Genomic DNA, 15,825 nt, shown 5'->3' on the forward strand with positions numbered 1-15,825 from the left:
ATGTATTGGGTTGATATAGTAGCGAGCTATCTTTTTATACTGAAATACGTTGCTATTGCAGTTGCTATCATCATTTCCATTAGTAGTATCGACGACTTAATAATTGACTGTGTATATTGGGGTCGTCGCCTGATTCGTGCGCTAACAATCTACCGTCAGCATCCTCGTATGCTGTACTCCGCTTTATTCGATGTTCCAGAAAAACCTCTCGCAATTATGGTGCCGGCGTGGCATGAGACTGGCGTCATTGGCAAGATGGCTGAGTTAGCAGCCATCACCTTAGATTATGAGAATTACCATATCTTTGTGGGTACCTACCCAAACGATCCAGATACGCAATTGGATGTGGATAAAGTCTGTGCGGTATTTCCTAATGTGCATAAGGTGGTGTGCGCGCGACCAGGGCCTACCAGCAAGGCGGATTGCTTAAATAATGTATTAGATGCCATTCTGCAGTTTGAATTGCAAGCGAGCTTAGAGTTCTCTGGCTTTATTTTGCATGACTCCGAAGATGTGCTTTCCCCATTGGAGCTTCGCCTATTTAACTATCTCCTGCCGAAGAAGGATTTGATTCAAATTCCGGTCTACCCATTTGAAAGAAGCTGGAAAAACTTTACTTGTATGCACTACCTAGATGAATTTGCAGAGTTGCATGGCAAAGACGTAGTGGTAAGAGAGGCCTTAGCAGGGCAGGTACCAAGCGCAGGAGTAGGCACTTGTTTTAGCCGTAAGGCAGTACTGGCGTTACTAGAGGATGGTGATGGTATTGCATTTGATGCACAAAGCTTGACGGAAGACTATGACATTGGCTTTCGCTTGAAAGCCAAAGGTCTAAATGAAATCTTTGTTCGCTTTCCGGTCATCCTGGATGATTCAGCGGCGGCTAGAAAAAAGCTCCTGGTCGGACAAAGTATTCGAGAGTCGAACGTGATCTGTGTTCGAGAATATTTTCCAGATACCATCACTACTGCCATTCGACAAAAATCACGATGGATTACAGGCATTGTTTTTCAGGGATATAAAACCCATCACTGGACAAGTAATCCAATCTTGAATTACTTTTTATGGCGAGATCGAAAAGGGGCGATCACCAATTTCATTAGCTTTATTGCCACCATCATTTTGATGCAATTGATTTTGCTTTGGCTATATCAAAATCTATGGCCTGGTGCGTATCATTTCCTATCCATTTTTGAATCAAGTGAATGGTTGATGGGCTTTCTGTGGTTGAACTTCTTTTTGATGATGAATCGTATTGCCCAGCGAATATTTTTTGTGACGTCTTATTACGGATTATTTGAGGGTTTACTTTCAGTTCCTCGATTGTTTTGGGGTAACTACATCAATTTCATGGCTAATTGGAAAGCTGTGAAGCAGGTTATTGCACATGGGGATGTCCGCCGTATTGCCTGGGATAAGACCACGCATGACTTTCCAACTATTGGCCTAGAGAATGCTGAGCGTAAGAAATTAGGACAGATTTTGATGGATCGCGGTGTGATTACTGGTGATCAACTGAATACCGTATTGATGCACAAGCAGACTGGTATGAAGATTGGCAGTGCATTAGTACATGAAGGTATTTTGACTTCAAGTGAATTAGCGGATGCTCTTGCAATCCAGGCGGGTGTCTCTGCTGAATCGATTGATCCTTATGCCATTTCCAAAGATCTGATAGAGATGATTCCCCCTGCAATTGCCTTGCATTACGCGATATTGCCTTTTCGATTAGAAGACTCTGGATTGGTTGTTGCTAGTGAGTCTGCCTTAGACCCTATATCGCTTGCAGCCATTAGTCGAAAATTACACCGTCAAATCTTGTACGTCATTGTGCCTAAGGGGCAGGTCACTATTGGCCTGAGAAAATGGTACGCCCGCAATAAGTCGGCTGACCCTCGTCAAGCGCTAGACGATGCCTTAAGTTCAGGAAAAATAAAGCCCAATCAAGCAGAAGAGATTTGGCGATTTTATGTATCAAGGCAGCTCTTGTTAGCGGAGATCTTGCAATCTCTAGGCCACATTAATGAAGCTGCTTTAAGAGCCCTACTACTGCAACATTCCGTTACAAACTTATATTTGGGTGATTTTTTAGTAGATAAAAATATTATCTCGAGAGAGACTCTAGAAAAGGCGCTTGAGCTCCAACGTAAGCTTCAACCTGATATGTCGCAATTAATTGCATCTGGTATTCCACTGCAGGATGCAAGATCATGAGATGGATTTGGGTATTAAGCCTCTTCTTTTGTATTAATCAGGTCTACGCACAGAAGCCTAATCAGATTGATTTCGGCCCGGGCGTCACTTCCTATCAAAAATTTCTGATTTATCCCCATATCGATAAAGGCTTAAGTTTTCTAGAGAGCGGGAATATGAGTAAGGCGATTGATGAGTTCTTATGGGCTCGCAAAAAAGCGCCTAAGAGTCCAGTCACGGCCCTATATCTCGCCAATGCCTATATTCAGGATGACGATTTCCCCAAGGCTAAAGATATTCTAGAGCAGCAGTTAGCCATGACCCCAGAGAATCGGCAGATTCGTATTAGGCTATCTAACACCTTGATTTTGGAAAAAGACTATTTAGCCGCCGCACAATCGCTTCAAGAAGAGCTTCGTGTTAACGCAAATAATCTCATTGCCAAAGAAAAGCTCAAGTTTGTGAACCAAGAGCTTGCCAATGAAGAGGTGCAGCGCTTAAAGGTACTTCAAGAGGAAGATCCGGCTCAATTTTTAGAAGGGCTAAAGGAAAAGAGATATCGCTTTGAAAACGCTTTTGATGAGAGAAATTGGATTAATCTTTTAATCACGGATTTTGTAAAGCAGCCTGAATTACTCCTGAGCTATCAGCCGGAGTTTGAATCCAACCGGATCTATCAAGCCGAAAAGGTATTGCAAAAGTTGCTCATGTCCGGACGTCAAGCAGAGGCTGATGCCTATATAGGGCGTTTACCAAGTGCTATTAAGCACAACCCTATCTTTATAGATCATTTAAGTTATCAATTACTCAATGAGAATGGTGAACACCAGGCAGTTGAATTGCTGGTGGATAGCTTCCCATTTAGAGGCGCTAATGAATCCCTAAAGATAGAGTTAATGAATCGCTTGATAACGCTGGTAGAGCGTCACAATGATGCAATCAATGGTATCCCGGTAAAGTTTAGCGTGCCACTTGATACGCCGGCATTGCGATCACTTCAGGTTCGCTTGTTGTCGATTTTGAAGGATTGCCCAGATATTCGTAAGGTACTGGGGGATCACTCAGCTTTTTATAAATCTGAAGATTGGTCTCGTCTTGGATATTGTTATGGCGATAAGGTTCCGGGCTTGGGGTTATATGCATTTGAGCGGGCCGAGGAACTTGCGCCAGGACCTGATAAAGAGCGAGCAGTAGCGTATCAATCGTTTACTGCTAAGAATTATCTGCGGGCAATCACTGCCTGGAATTCCATACCACTGGCTTCAATTACTGATACCGATGCTCTTAGCGCTGCGACTACTGCGCAATCACTCGGAGATCTTGGAGAGTTAAATAAGTGGCTGCAAATTTATGTTGACAAAAAAGGTCTAAAAACTGACCGCTACTGGTGGCTATCGGCGCAAACGAAATTGAAGTCAGATCCAAAAGCAGCTCTTGAGGATTTGCACCGCGCTGCAAGTCTTCAGCCATCAGTGACTTACTATTCCCAGATTGCCTCAGTATTAATGGAGCAGGGTAAGGTTGACGAAGCCATCAAATATTTTGACAAAGCCCTATTACTTAATCCCTATGACAGCGTGACCCAAGCATCTCTAGGGTACGCCTATTATCGGCAGGGTAAGTATCAACGTGCGAAGCAGTTTCTGACAGCTTCTCTTAAAACACGACCCGATGATGAAGAATTGGTCAAGCAGCTAGCCTATACAAATCAAAAGCTAGGAAACAATCAACAAGCCATTCGATATGCCGAAGAGGCAATCGATAGTTTTAATCGCTACAGTCCGACAGAGAAGACTGCAGAGATTAATAGTCAGCAATTTGGCATGAGGAGGATGCATGAGGATCTAGAGCGTCGCTGGTCTTTTACCGCTGATGCCATGAGTGGTAACCAAGTAACTGCAGCGCCCAATGTGGGGCAGCCTGGTAGCAATTATCGTAGTTACTCGCAAGCAGAGGCTGCTTATCGTCTGGGCGATCCTGCTGTAGATAATGGCAAAACACTATCTGCTTATGCCCGTATTTTTGCTGGGGGAGGGCTCAATAACTCAGCAGCCCCTATCTATGCCCCCATGATTGCGGGTGGTTTGCGTTGGAAGCCTCTATCTGACTATGTTATTAATTTGGCGGTCGAAGAGCAAACCCCTTTAGATCGAGGTCAATATACTCAGACATCGATGATGCTGCGTGCTAGTGCTTCGTTTCTGAATTCTGGTAAATACAGTGATGATTGGCATCCTAATGGCCTTGGTTGGTTTGCACAAAATTTATATCTAGATGCCGCTTACTATCTTTCTACATCAGTTTCATCTCTAGTCTCAGATTATCGTGTTAGTTATCACCACAAGATTGAAGAGGGTCAAACGATTGAGCCCTATGTGCATATGCAGTGGACTAGTCTAAATCAAGCGAATGGAGTGGACGAACGTGTTGGGGTGGGGGCTCGTTGGAATATCTGGCAGGGTCAAACCAAATACAATGCCTATCCAAGCAAAATTTTAGTGGGATTGGAATATCAATACGCCTTCAAGACCTACTTGAATGATAAGAGCGCTGTTTTATTGAGCCTAGGGGGTCGTTGGTGATGCGCATTCTGATTGCACTTCTGTTCTGTTTTTTATCTAGCCTAAACCATGCAGGTGAGATAGACGGCATTATCTTTCAGCCACGAGAAGCTGATCTTAGTATTCCTTCAGAAAACTGGCCAAAGATCTTTACGCTTGCTAAAGCGCGCGGATTTAATACGCTTGTGATTCAATGGACTCGCTTTGACAATGTATTTGCATCTCCTCAAAATCAGAAGTGGTTGCAAGACCGTATGTTAGAAGCAGCGGGAGCAAATCTTAAGCTGGTCATCGGTCTTAGTAGTGACCCGGATACATTTGAGCGTTTAAAGCAGCCAGCACCCATTGTGGGAAGTTATTTCCGAAAGCTCAATGAGTTGAATTTGAATTTGGCTCAGCAATGGGCAAAAGTGATTCCAAAAAATTCCATCATAGGATGGTATCTACCCTTAGAGGTGGATGATCGGCAATGGAGGGATATGTCTGCACGCGCAGAGTTAACGCACTACTTAAAGCGTCAAGTTAGTGAGTTAGGCGATATTCTTCCCATCCCTGTTTATATCTCCAGCTTCTTTTCAGGGAACATGACGCCTGAGCGTTATGCAGTCATGCTAGAGAATATTCAGGCGCAATCTAAGGCCCGTTTTTGGGTGCAAAATGGCAGTGGTACCAATAAATTAATCCAAGCAGAGCGAGATCTATATTTGGATGCAATTGCGAATTGCTCAGCCTATGCTGCGTCAGGCCTCATATATGAAATATTTATTCAGACTCAGGCTGATCGTGAGTTCGCAGCCAAGCCCCTTAGCGCCTCTGAAATGAACAAGGCATTGCAGCAAAAGGCGCCTTGTAATGGGGATAGACTATTTTTTGCTCTCAATTATTTGATTGATTTCAGCAATCCAAAATAATATAGAGAAAAGCCCTTTATTGGATTAATCATTGTGTATACCAATCTATCCCAAACCATCTTAGTTTTCTTTAGCCTTTTTTCATTTTTTAGTGCTGCTTTATTAAGTCTCTATCACATGAAAGACCAGCGTAAATACGTGATGTATTGGATAGCTGCAAGCGTATTAATGGGTATAGGCGGATTAATTACTGCATCCATTCCATATTTGAATCAGGCTCTCGCATATCAAGCTAGTGTGATCTGTGCTTTCGTAGCATCACTCCTATTTAATCATTCGATATCCATTCTGCTTCAGTGCGAGCGTCCTTTTAAGCGCTTGATTATTTATTATGTGATTACTACAGCCATATTACTCGCCTGCTTATGGTTTGTACGTGAATATATTGGCCCAAACTATCAACCGGCAGTGGTAGCTGTATTTTTAGCCGCTGTGAATTTTCATGGATTCTTACTGGCTCTAAGGTTTTATAGAAAGAATCAACTGGGTCTTGCCGCAGCCCTCAGTATTACATTCTTAATATCCGCTTTAGTTTGGTTCATCCGCTTTATTGTCGTGGTTCAGCTTAAAGCTGGATTTGCGTTTGAAGGTGGTGCGATCAATAGTGTAATTTTTGTGACCCTCTTAATTGTATCGATTTTAAGGTTTATGATTTTTGGTGGTCTGGCAATTGAATTATTAGAGATTAAAAGAATCAGCATTGCTGAAGAGTTAAATCAATTGAAATTAGATTTAGCTGATCAAAAGATCGCCAAATCAGAGCAGCAGCTACGCTATGTATTGGATATTACGGGCGATGGTATTTGGGATTGGGATATTGCCACTGGCGAAGTTAAACATAACGAACGCTGGCATGACATTGTCGGACACAGTTCTGGCGAAAGAGTAATGACCCACAATGATTTCAAGATGCATATACATCCCGATGATTTAGGTATGGTATTAAATCACCTCGAGATTACCTTACTTAATAATGCACCCTATCAAGTGCAGTACCGTATGGTGCGTGAGGATGGCCATATTATTTGGGTACAGGATCGCGGTCGAGTGGTTGAAAGAAAAGCAAGTGGCGAGCCGCTAAGAATGATTGGGGCAATCACGGATATTAGCAATCGTAAGAAAGATCAGGATCAAATTAATGAACTTGCATTCTTTGATCAATTGACTAAGTTGCCGAATCGAAATTACATCAAAGATCGTATCTACAGAGCAATCAGTGAATCGACCCGAACTAAGACTTACTCAGGCTTGATTTATCTTGATTTGGATGATTTTAAGAATGTAAATGATCGATATGGTCATTACACCGGGGATATACTGTTGTCTGAGTTTGGTAAACGAATCCAGCACGCTATCAGACCAAAAGATATTGTTGCCAGAATTGGAGGGGACGAGTTTTTAATCCTGTTAGAGCAGGTGAGTGCGACAAAATCAGATGCCACAACTATGCTCGAACAAATTATTGAGCGGATAGAAGCGAGTCTACTAGAGCCCATACATCTGGGAGGTGGTATTCATGTCAATATTAAAGTGAGTAGTGGCGTAGTCATTTTTGGTGAAGAAGTCGCTCAATTTGATGACATTCTCAAGTTTGCAGATCTGGCAATGTACTCTGCTAAGAAGGATCATGGGGTAAGTTATCGATTCTTTGACGATCATATGCAGGCTGATTTTGATCGGTCGATTAGTTTGGTCGATGAACTTAGTGATGCTTCGGATAAGGAGCAGTTTTTCGCGGTGTATCAACCCATTGTTGGTCGAGATGGTCAGTGCCTAGCATATGAGGCTTTGGCTAGATGGAGTCACCCAGAGCGAGGCATAGTCATGCCGGATGACTTTATACCCTTCGCAAAGGAGGGCGGGCAAATTGTTCAGATTGGTAATGCCATCTTCAAATACATCTTGAGTCATCGTGAAATCTGGGTCAAATCCGGCGACCATTCCATCATGGTGAATGTCAGTGCACATCAATTACTCAATCCAGGCTTTGCTGATCAGTTGATTGGTATGTGTGAAGCGCATGATGTGCCAATGCATCGTCTGAATCTTGAATTAACTGAAAATGTCTTTTTATCTGATGTGACTTTAGCCAGAGAAGTCATGCTTCATCTGCAGAAACATGGCATCCAATTTGCCTTGGATGATTTTGGAACAGGCTATGCCTCTCTTAAGTATCTTGCAGATCTTCCATTTCAATATCTGAAGATTGATAAGCGATTTATTGCAGGATTAGGAGAGATCAAAGCCAACGAGGTGATCGTAGATGCTATCTTGGATCTTGCTAGGGGCCTTCAAATGAAAGTTATTGCAGAAGGCGTCGAAACACGAGAGCAATATGAGATTCTGTACCAAAAAGGGTGTGGCTATTTCCAGGGATGGTACTTTGGTAGGCCAAGCGAAAGTCTTCAAGAGCCCTTAAAAGATATCAATACTAAAAAATAAAATTGCGATGCTAGCAAATAACTTAAGAGATAAATAATCCCTTGTTTAGTAATTGGCCAAATAGCACCTAACGCTTAATAATCGCTTCTACTAGGGGGTGATGAATCTTCTTTTCTGATCGAATGGCATAAAAGTATTCATAGATATCATCACACGATCCCAGTAGTTCAATTTCATAAGTATCCTTGAGGTCCTTTTGAATTAACCTTCCAGCTGGGAAGACGCCAAGTCCGCTTGCAGCAAAGGTTTTTAGGAGGGCGCTATCTTCGAACTCACCCACAACATTGGGGACAACGTTATTTTTAGTAAACCACTGATCGAGTAAAGCGCGAACAGTAGAGTGAGTTGTTGGTAATAGGATAGGTAAATGATTTAGGCATTCTGGAAACACTTTCTTATTGTCCTTAATCAATATTTTAGGGATATACCAGGCCATAGGCGATTTGGTGAGTTGCTCACTGTACACATTTAGGTTTTTATTATTTGGTGCTGGGCGATCTGCTAAAACGATATCGAGCTTATGAAGAGCAAGCTGAGCTAAGAGATCATCGAATTCACCTTCGTGCGCAATCAGTAGTACATCTTTATGTTTGAGTATGGGCTCTAATAATTGCTTGGTTACTAACTTGGGTAGACCATCAGATACCCCAACAGCAATTTTACTTTTGGGGGCCTTGGCAGCATCTCTGACTAGTTCAGGCAATTTCTCACCCAGTGAGAATATTTCATCGGCTACCTTCAGGGCAGCAAAGCCAGATTCTGTTAAAGCAATGCCTCTTCCGGCAGGTTTAAAAAGTAAATAACCTAAAGATTTTTCGAGCTCATGAACTTGAGTGCTAATAGTCTGTATAGCCATACCAAGCCGTTCAGCAGCCTTAGACATGCTGCCTGCCTTAGCTACAACCCAAAAATAATAAAGATGCCGGTAGTTATAGTTCATATCTAAACATTCAGTTATTTACGAAATTATAATCAATATATATCTGCTTTTATCTTAATTAAGATTACTCTAAATTACTCCCATGGAAACCCATGACATTCTGGATTGGCTGGGATTGAGGGGTGGAAATGGAGCGATTGAGCCTAGATTTTCCGCTTCGTTAAAAGGGTTATTACCGCTAAATTGCGGATCTGTTGTCCCTATAGGAGAAATGCGATGGACGTAGTTTTGGAGAATAAAGAAGTCTTAGAGCCTGAATTGAAAGTTTTCACTGAAAACCGTGTGAAATTTTCCTTAAAGCGCCTTATTTGGCTAGTAAGAAAAATCAAGGTGAAGTACTCAGCTGTCAAACTTTCAAGCACCGCATTTAATCAAAATTGCTTGATTGAATTACAAACTTTTGATCATCGTCAAATTGAGGTAAGCGTCACTGCTAGAGACCGTCGCACGGCCCTAGAGATGGGGCTAAAGAAGGCCTACAAGCACCTTCAAAAGGCGATTAATAAAGCACAGAAGTATGGGCGCCTCTCTAAAAATGCTTATGCATAGAACAATTATCATAAAAGTGCTTTATATGATCTAATAGCTTATTAAGCGGGGAGTAGCCTGCCCAGCAATGGGTCCCATATATCGTCAATACGACCAACCAGTCCGGTATATGGGTATTAAGTTAGGGCAAGACCATTTACTTTTGAATAAATGGCTAAATTTTGAACTCTACTTTTTTATCTCATATGTTTTCTGTAAGATACTTATTTGCTGGCACAGTTTTGTGTTTACTCGTATGGTCCTCTGGATCGGCTTTTGCTCAATCACAAAAAGCATTTCCACTAAATGAATTAATTGGAATTGCGCTTGAGTCTAGCCCTCAGGTATTGGCAGCAAGAGATCAATCAAAAGCAATTCGGGGTCAGGTATCGATTGCACGCGCCATTCCTAATCCGGAATTTGAGGTAAGCACGGGACAGCAGCGATCGGTTACTAGCCCGTTAACTGTCGGCAATGTCTCATCTTGGGCAGTAACACAGCCATTAGATATGCCTTACACCCGTTTCCCGAGGGTCAATGCTGCAGAGGCGAATCTGCGAGCTGCTGAAGCAACTAGAGTGGCATTTGAAATTGAAACCATTTCTCGGGTTCAGCAACGTTTTTATGAGCTCATGCGTCGTGAGGCAGAGTCTAGAGCCGCTGATGAGGACTTTAACCTAACAAAACAAATCCGCGATCGCATGCAGGTTCGGTATGACGTGGGAGATACGGCTCGCTTTGAGTTGATTCGTGCTCAAACAGAATTTCTGAATGCCCAAATTGCCCAGGAATCGAGTCGCCTTAGGGTCGATCAAGCGCGCAGCCAGTTAAGGCAGGTGGTTGGTCATGTCTTACCAGCCGATTTTAAGGTGATCGCAGAGCAGCCTCAGATCGAATTATTACCACCTCTGAATATCTTAATGGCGGAAATTCAATCACAGAGTCCTGACTTGCAAAAAGCAAAAGCTGAAGTAGAGGCAAGCGAATCTAAATTGAGTTTTGAGAAGAACTCGCGATTGCCACGTCTCTCATTTAAGGCATCACAGTACAACGATCCAAACTTTACTGATCGACTTTATGGTTTGGTAGTCAGTATTCCGATTTGGGATTTTAAGAGTGGACAAGTTGCCGAAGCAGAAGCCAATGCATCAAAAGCGAAGAATCAATTAAATGCACAAAGTCAAAATCTGGAGCAGCAGCTTGAAACTGCGTACAAGCTGTATCAGATGGCAAGTTATCAAGTGAAGGTTTTGGATCAAGAGGTCGTAGAGCTAGCCTTTAGTGCAAGACGAATTGCAGAAGTCTCCTATCGTTATGGTGAACGTGGCATGTTGGAATATTTAGATGCGCAAAGAACCTTTCGTGCTGCGCGTAACGATTTAATTAAAGCGAGATTTGATTTGGCATCGGTCGTAACCGAGATTCAACGATTAAGAGCAAATCCAGAGTGGTTAGCCAAGATAGAGGGTGGCAAGTAATGAAGCAAGAAATCATCACAATGTTCTCCAAAGCCAAGCAATGGATTAGCACGGGTATTAATCAAGCGCTCTTCTATGGCAAAGACTGGCTGAATCAGGTTGCGACATATCAAACACAGTTGTATGCAACAGCCCATCAGTGGCTTGCCAATAAGCTGCCAGCAGCTACACAGCGCTACGATCGATCCCCGCAGTGGCTAAAGCGGAGCTTTTTCTATTTGCCTTGGTTGCTCGCTTTTTTGATTGTGCTGAATTATTTCAACGTATTTGACCGTAGTCCTGCTATCAAATCAGTACAGGATCCCAACGTTGTTGTGGTGAATGAAGATTTGCGAAAAATGGTTACCGATGGCAAGGCACAGATTGCGCCTTTTGTTGAGGAGCTTAGAGCTTCAGGACGCATCGATTTCAATGAGCTTAATCTATCTCGTATTGGTGCCAACGTCACCGGAAGGGTTTCAGAGATTTTGGCTGTGCCTGGGCAGATCGTAAAGCAGGGTGATGTATTGGCAAAAATTACCTCTACTGAATTAACCCAATCGCAATTGGCATTTCTAAAAGCAAAGAGCGCAAGTCAATTGGCTGACCAAGCTGCTGATCGTGCCCGAATTCTCTTTAAAGAAGACGTGATTGCATTGGCAGAATTACAAAAGCGTGAGGCAGAGTCTAGTAGTGCTAAAGCTGAATATCGTGCAGCCAATGATCAGTTGCGAGTCCAAGGCATGAACCAGATCAATATTGATCGTTTAGCTAAATCAGGCCTGATTGAGTCTATTAACAATGTGATCGCCACCATCCCCGGTGAGATTGTGGAGCGCAAGATTAATAAGGGGCAGGTTGTGCAGCCAGCGGATGCTTTATTTACAGTAGCCGATTTATCAACCCTCTGGGCTATTTCTGAAGTACCAGAAAGCAACTCCTACTTAATTCGCAAGGGTCAAAAGGCTTCTTTAATCATTCCAGCTTTACGCAATCAAGAGATTGAGGGTACGGTTGCGCATGTTGACTCTATCGTTAATCCACAGACTAGAACAGTTGTGGTTCGAATGGAGCTACCAAATAAAGAAGGGCAAATTAAGCCTGGAATGCTGGCAACGATGCTGATTGAGAGCCAGCCTATTGATAAGTTGGTTGTTCCAGTTGCTGCTGTGATTCGTGAAGACAATCATGATCACGTCTACGTTCGTGTAGATGACGATTTATATCGCATGGTGCCAGTCAAGCTTGGACCGGAAGGTAGAGGGTTTAGACCTGTGATTTCTGGTTTGAAGGAAGGCCAGGAAATCGTGATTGATGGTGCTTACCATCTCAATACTGAGCGTAAGCGTCAGCTGAGTGGCGGTTAACACATGATTGAAAGACTTGTCCGGCTATCGCTTCAACAGCGTTTACTAGTTGTCATCATTGCTGTCGTATTGTTTGTTGCGGGTTTATTAGCAACTAAGCGACTATCGGTCGACGCATTTCCAGATGTAACCAATGTGCAAGTACAAGTTGCTGCTGAAGCACCTGGTAAGTCACCTGAAGAAATCGAGCGTTTTGTAACAATCCCGATTGAGTTGGGTATGACGGGTCTGCCGGGCCTCACCGAGATGCGCTCATTAAATCGCAATGGTATCTCCATCATTACCCTGGTCTTTACCGAAAAAACGGACATCTATTTTGCACGTCAATTGGTGACCGAGCGCTTGATTGAAGTTGCATCCAAGATGCCAGAAGGCATTACTCCAGTGCTTGCGCCACCCTCTACCGGATTGGGTGAGGTGTATCAATACACCTTAGATCATCCCTCGGATAGACATCGTGAGTTGAGTGTGGATGAGTTATCAGATCGCCGAGCTGTTCAGGATTGGATTGTTCGCCCGATGCTGCGATCTATTCCAGGTGTTGCAGAGATTAATACTCAAGGTGGTTATGCGAGGGAGTATCAAGTACTCGTTAATCCTGAACGCTTACGCCATTATCAAATTAGCTTGCAAGATGTCTATCAAGCTCTCGCTCGTAACAATGCGAACTCGGGCGGTGGGCAGCTACCAAGTTATGCAGAGCGCTACTTGATCCGCGGTCTTGGTCTGATTACCAAGCCTGAGGATATTGGCAAAATTATTCTTAAAGAAGTTAAGGGAATCCCTGTTTACGTTAAGAACGTCGCTGAAGTAACAATCGGAAGCGAGATAAGACAGGGTGCTGCTATTAAGAATGGCTATACCGAAAGTGTCGCCGGTATTGTGCAAATGATTCGTGGCGGTAATGCTAGAGAAGTAGTGAATCGTATCAAGCTAAAGGTTGCCGAAATCAATGAGGGCAAATTATTGCCGGATGGATTACAGATCGTCCCGTTCTATGACCGTACAGATCTAGTTAATGCAGCCATGTTTAACGTGGCCAAAGTGTTGATTGAGGGCGTCATTCTCGTCATTATCTTGCTGTTCTTATTCTTGGGTGACGTTAGGTCTTCCTTGATTGTGGTTGCAACGCTAATACTGACCCCGCTACTAACCTTCTTGGTAATGAATCGCTATGGTATTTCAGCGAACTTAATGTCATTAGGCGGCCTTGCAATTGCGATCGGTATTATGGTCGATGGCTCCGTCGTTGTCGTTGAGAATACCTTTGCTAAATTGGGCGAACGCTTAAAAGCGGGTGAGTCTAAAAACCGTATTATTTTGGAAGCAGCTACTGAGGTTGGTAAACCAGTCTTGTTCGGTGTTGGCATCATCATTCTGGTATTTATGCCTTTACTCTCGCTAGAGGGTATGGAGGGCAAGATGTTTGCTCCGATGGCTATTACCATCGCCATCGCTTTGGCAATCTCACTGCTCTTATCATTCACGCTATCCCCTGTCTTATGTTCATACATCCTTAAAGGTGGAAGTGAAGATGACACTAAGATCGTTAAAAAAATGCGTGCACCCTATGAGCGTTGGCTGCACTGGAGTCTTGCTAATCCTAAATTAGTTGTTAAACGATCTTTCATTGCTTTAGGCCTAAGTCTTGTTGGCTTTGTATTACTGGGTAAGGCATTTATTCCGGTTATGCAGGAGGGATCAATTACCCCTGTTATTGTCCGCGCCCCCAATATCTCTCTAGATGAGTCCATTAAATTAGAGTTTGAGGCAATCAAACGCATCATGACCATTCCTGGTGTAGAGATGGCTGTGTCACGCTTAGGTAAGGGTGAGTCACCAGCTGATCCTGGTCAGCCAAATGAATCAGATCCGATTGTGACTCTTAAGCCTTTAGGTGATCGAGACCATAGCCAAGAAGAGATTGCACAACAGATACGAGAGAAATTGAAAACTTTGCCTGGTATTGAGTTGGCAATTTCTCAACCGATTGCTGCTCGTGTAGATGAGATGGTTTCAGGTGTGCGTTCACAGGTGGCGGTGAAGATTTTTGGTGAAGATCTCGCTGTATTACAAAAACTAGGCTCGCAGATCGGCCAAACCCTGATCAAAATGAAGGGCAGTAATGATTTGCGTATTGAGCAAGCATCTGGCCAAAACTATTTGAATATCAAAATTGATCGTGATGCGATCGCACGCTACGGTATTAATGTTTCTGATGTCAATGAAGTGATAGAAACGGCTATTGGTGGTAAACAAGCAAGTACTGTTTATGAGGGGGAGAGACGTTTCCCATTGGTATTGCGTTATCCCACATCTTATAGAAACAAGATTGATGCGATTGAAAATATTATTTTGCATTCACCAGATGGAGCGCAAGTCTTAATGCGTGACTTAGCTGAAATTTCCTTGGTGGAGGGTCCAGCACAAATATCTCGCGAGTCTGGTAAGCGCCGCCTAGTGGTTGGTGTCAACGTCGAGGGTCGCGATTTGGGAGGCTTTGTTAAAGAGGCCCAAGAGCTCATTGCTAAAAATGTCGAGCTTCCTCAAGGCTATACATTGCAGTGGGGCGGCCAGTTCGAGAATATGCAAAGAGCGATGGCGCGTCTCATGATTATTATTCCGCTCACGATCTTGGCTATTTTCTTTTTGCTATTCATGCTGTTTAAGTCGCTTCGCCTAGCCAGTTTGATTATTTTGGTATTGCCATTTGCCTCTATTGGCGGAGTATTCGGTCTCTTTATTACTGGTGAGTATTTGTCGGTTCCTGCTGCAGTGGGCTTTATTAACTTATGGGGAATTGCCGTTCTCAATGGCGTGGTCTTAATATCGTTTATCAAGCAATTACGTGAAGATGGTTACAGTATGGAAGATGCTTTGTTGCACGGATGTGGCCATCGATTTAGGCCGGTCATGATGACTGCTTCTGTGGCGATGTTGGCTTTGGTGCCTATGTTGTTCTCCGGCGGTCCTGGCTCTGAGGTCACCCGCCCATTAGCAGCGGTTGTGATTGCTGGTTTGGTTACGTCTACCGCATTAACATTGTTGGTATTGCCAGTCTTGTATAGATGGTTTGAGGATAAGGAGATAGAAGCATGATGGAGGTCAAGGCGGTTATACGCCCTAATAAATTAGCTACATTAAGGACAGCCTTGCTGGAGATGCCAGAGTTTCCTGGGATGACAGTATTTAAGGTTGAGGGTTGTAGTGCGCCCTCTAAAACCAATAAATCAACTATTAAGGATGAGCTCACGGATTATTCGGCAAAGATCAGGATTGAGATTGTTTGCAGTGCCGATGTTGCTGATGTCTTAATGGATAAGATCGTTAAAGTATGTCAGACAGGGCAGGTTGGTGATGGTGTAGTTTGGTGCACTCCAGTACCCAAGGGCTATTTCATTGCAAAGTCTACTGGCTCAATCTAGT

General features: G+C 43.3%; 10 protein-coding genes. 9 read left to right on the forward strand and 1 reads right to left on the reverse strand.

Features of this window, described 5'->3' with window-relative positions; all coding sequences use genetic code 11:
* From nrfB to ICN41_RS09635, 4 genes are read left to right on the forward strand one after another with little or no spacing between them, the layout of a single operon-like run.
* The gene (nrfB, locus tag ICN41_RS09620) at nt 1-2,214 is read left to right on the forward strand and encodes a cyclic di-3',5'-guanylate-activated glycosyltransferase NrfB (protein WP_216292710.1); all 2,214 of its coding nucleotides are present in this window, start codon (nt 1-3) and stop codon (nt 2,212-2,214) included.
* Nucleotides 2,211-4,775, forward strand: coding sequence for a tetratricopeptide repeat protein (locus tag ICN41_RS09625; RefSeq protein WP_216292711.1), 2,565 nt, complete (start codon nt 2,211-2,213; stop codon nt 4,773-4,775). Before nrfB ends, ICN41_RS09625 begins: the two co-directional genes overlap by 4 nt.
* A complete protein-coding gene (locus ICN41_RS09630; RefSeq protein WP_216292712.1) occupies nt 4,775-5,665 on the forward strand; it encodes a DUF4434 domain-containing protein in 891 nt (296 codons plus the stop codon). The genes ICN41_RS09625 and ICN41_RS09630 overlap by 1 nt, the downstream gene beginning before the upstream one ends.
* Before the next feature lie 33 nt (nt 5,666-5,698).
* Nucleotides 5,699-8,107, forward strand: a complete 2,409-nt coding sequence (locus tag ICN41_RS09635; protein WP_216292713.1) for a GGDEF domain-containing phosphodiesterase — start codon at nt 5,699-5,701, stop codon at nt 8,105-8,107.
* 67 nt (nt 8,108-8,174) lie between these two features.
* On the opposite strand, the gene ICN41_RS09640 is transcribed toward ICN41_RS09635, so the two are convergent.
* On the reverse strand, nt 8,175-9,047 hold the full coding sequence (locus tag ICN41_RS09640; protein ID WP_216292714.1) for a LysR family transcriptional regulator: 873 nt from the start codon (nt 9,045-9,047) through the stop codon (nt 8,175-8,177).
* A gap of 216 nt (nt 9,048-9,263) precedes the next feature.
* On the opposite strand from ICN41_RS09640, the gene ICN41_RS09645 reads away from it, so the two are divergent.
* From ICN41_RS09645 to ICN41_RS09665, 5 genes are all read left to right on the forward strand, one after another.
* Complete coding sequence (locus ICN41_RS09645; RefSeq protein WP_216292715.1) at nt 9,264-9,596, forward strand: hypothetical protein; 333 nt, start codon at nt 9,264-9,266, stop codon at nt 9,594-9,596.
* Between the two features lie 185 nt (nt 9,597-9,781).
* On the forward strand, nt 9,782-11,053 hold the full coding sequence (locus tag ICN41_RS09650) for a TolC family protein (RefSeq protein WP_216292716.1): 1,272 nt from the start codon (nt 9,782-9,784) through the stop codon (nt 11,051-11,053).
* Complete coding sequence (locus tag ICN41_RS09655) at nt 11,053-12,399, forward strand: efflux RND transporter periplasmic adaptor subunit (protein WP_216292717.1); 1,347 nt, start codon at nt 11,053-11,055, stop codon at nt 12,397-12,399. Before ICN41_RS09650 ends, ICN41_RS09655 begins: the two co-directional genes overlap by 1 nt.
* 3 nt (nt 12,400-12,402) lie before the next feature.
* The gene (locus tag ICN41_RS09660; RefSeq protein ID WP_216292718.1) at nt 12,403-15,498 is read left to right on the forward strand and encodes an efflux RND transporter permease subunit; all 3,096 of its coding nucleotides are present in this window, start codon (nt 12,403-12,405) and stop codon (nt 15,496-15,498) included.
* Nucleotides 15,495-15,824 (forward strand): P-II family nitrogen regulator, encoded by a 330-nt coding sequence (locus tag ICN41_RS09665; RefSeq protein WP_216292719.1) that lies wholly within the window; start codon nt 15,495-15,497, stop codon nt 15,822-15,824. Before ICN41_RS09660 ends, ICN41_RS09665 begins: the two co-directional genes overlap by 4 nt.
* The last annotated feature ends 1 nt before the right edge of the window (nt 15,825 follow it).

The organism is Polynucleobacter sp. 15G-AUS-farblos (assembly GCF_018882445.1).
Lineage (GTDB): Bacteria > Pseudomonadota > Gammaproteobacteria > Burkholderiales > Burkholderiaceae > Polynucleobacter.

Coding starts and splice junctions, on each gene's coding strand:
- nrfB (WP_216292710.1), top strand. CDS start 1: ATGTATTGGGTTGATATAGTAGCGAGCTATCTTTTTATACTGAAATAC.
- ICN41_RS09625 (WP_216292711.1), top strand. CDS start 2,211: ATGAGATGGATTTGGGTATTAAGCCTCTTCTTTTGTATTAATCAGGTC.
- ICN41_RS09630 (WP_216292712.1), top strand. CDS start 4,775: ATGCGCATTCTGATTGCACTTCTGTTCTGTTTTTTATCTAGCCTAAAC.
- ICN41_RS09640 (WP_216292714.1), bottom strand. CDS start 9,047: ATGAACTATAACTACCGGCATCTTTATTATTTTTGGGTTGTAGCTAAG.
- ICN41_RS09645 (WP_216292715.1), top strand. CDS start 9,264: ATGGACGTAGTTTTGGAGAATAAAGAAGTCTTAGAGCCTGAATTGAAA.
- ICN41_RS09650 (WP_216292716.1), top strand. CDS start 9,782: ATGTTTTCTGTAAGATACTTATTTGCTGGCACAGTTTTGTGTTTACTC.
- ICN41_RS09655 (WP_216292717.1), top strand. CDS start 11,053: ATGAAGCAAGAAATCATCACAATGTTCTCCAAAGCCAAGCAATGGATT.
- ICN41_RS09660 (WP_216292718.1), top strand. CDS start 12,403: ATGATTGAAAGACTTGTCCGGCTATCGCTTCAACAGCGTTTACTAGTT.
- ICN41_RS09665 (WP_216292719.1), top strand. CDS start 15,495: ATGATGGAGGTCAAGGCGGTTATACGCCCTAATAAATTAGCTACATTA.